The sequence below is a fragment of the Arhodomonas sp. KWT genome, assembly GCF_010993615.1.
In genome coordinates, this window is sequence record NZ_WNXE01001058.1 from 1 (window position 1) to 563 (window position 563).

At 74.2% G+C, this 563-nt stretch carries 1 pseudogene; it reads right to left on the reverse strand.

What is annotated here, in order from left to right:
• Positions 1 to 536 (reverse strand): annotated as a pseudogene (locus G7A99_RS24135) (tetratricopeptide repeat protein); the annotation flags it as partial.
• Positions 537 to 563: the final 27 nt, after the last annotated feature.

Here is a 563-nt window from a genome sequence, read left to right on the forward strand (position 1 = left end):
CGCTTGGCCGAGTCGCTACCCGGCGGCAGCTCGCTCAGCAGGCGCTGCCACAGCGAACGCGCCCGGCCGGCCTCCCCGGCCTGGACCGCGGCGAGCCCGGCGAACCAGAGGGCGTCCGGATGGGCCGGGGCCTGCTTCAGGGCCTGCTCCAGGAGCTTGCGGGGCTCACCGGTAAGCCCCGTCTCACCGTTCGCCATGGCAAGCGCCCGGGCCCGGTCGACGAGGAGGTCGGGCTGACGCCCGGCGGTCTCCATCAGCCGGGCGAGCACCCGGGCGGCGTCGGCGGGGCGGTCCACGGCGAGGTAGGCCCGGGCGAGCATGCGCCCGGACTCAACGTCGCCGGGGTCGTCCTCGAAGCGCTGCTGGAGCTCGCCGAGGTTGTCACGGATGAACTTTCGCTGCTCCTCGAGGCTGCCGCTCTGGGCGATACGCTCGGCCTGCGTCCCCGTCGTCGGCAGCACGGTCTGCGGCGAGCCGACCACGAGGTAGACACCCAGGGCAACCACCGGTACGGCCAGGCCGGCGGCAACCGACATCCAGCGTCCGCCACCGCTGCCCTGCTC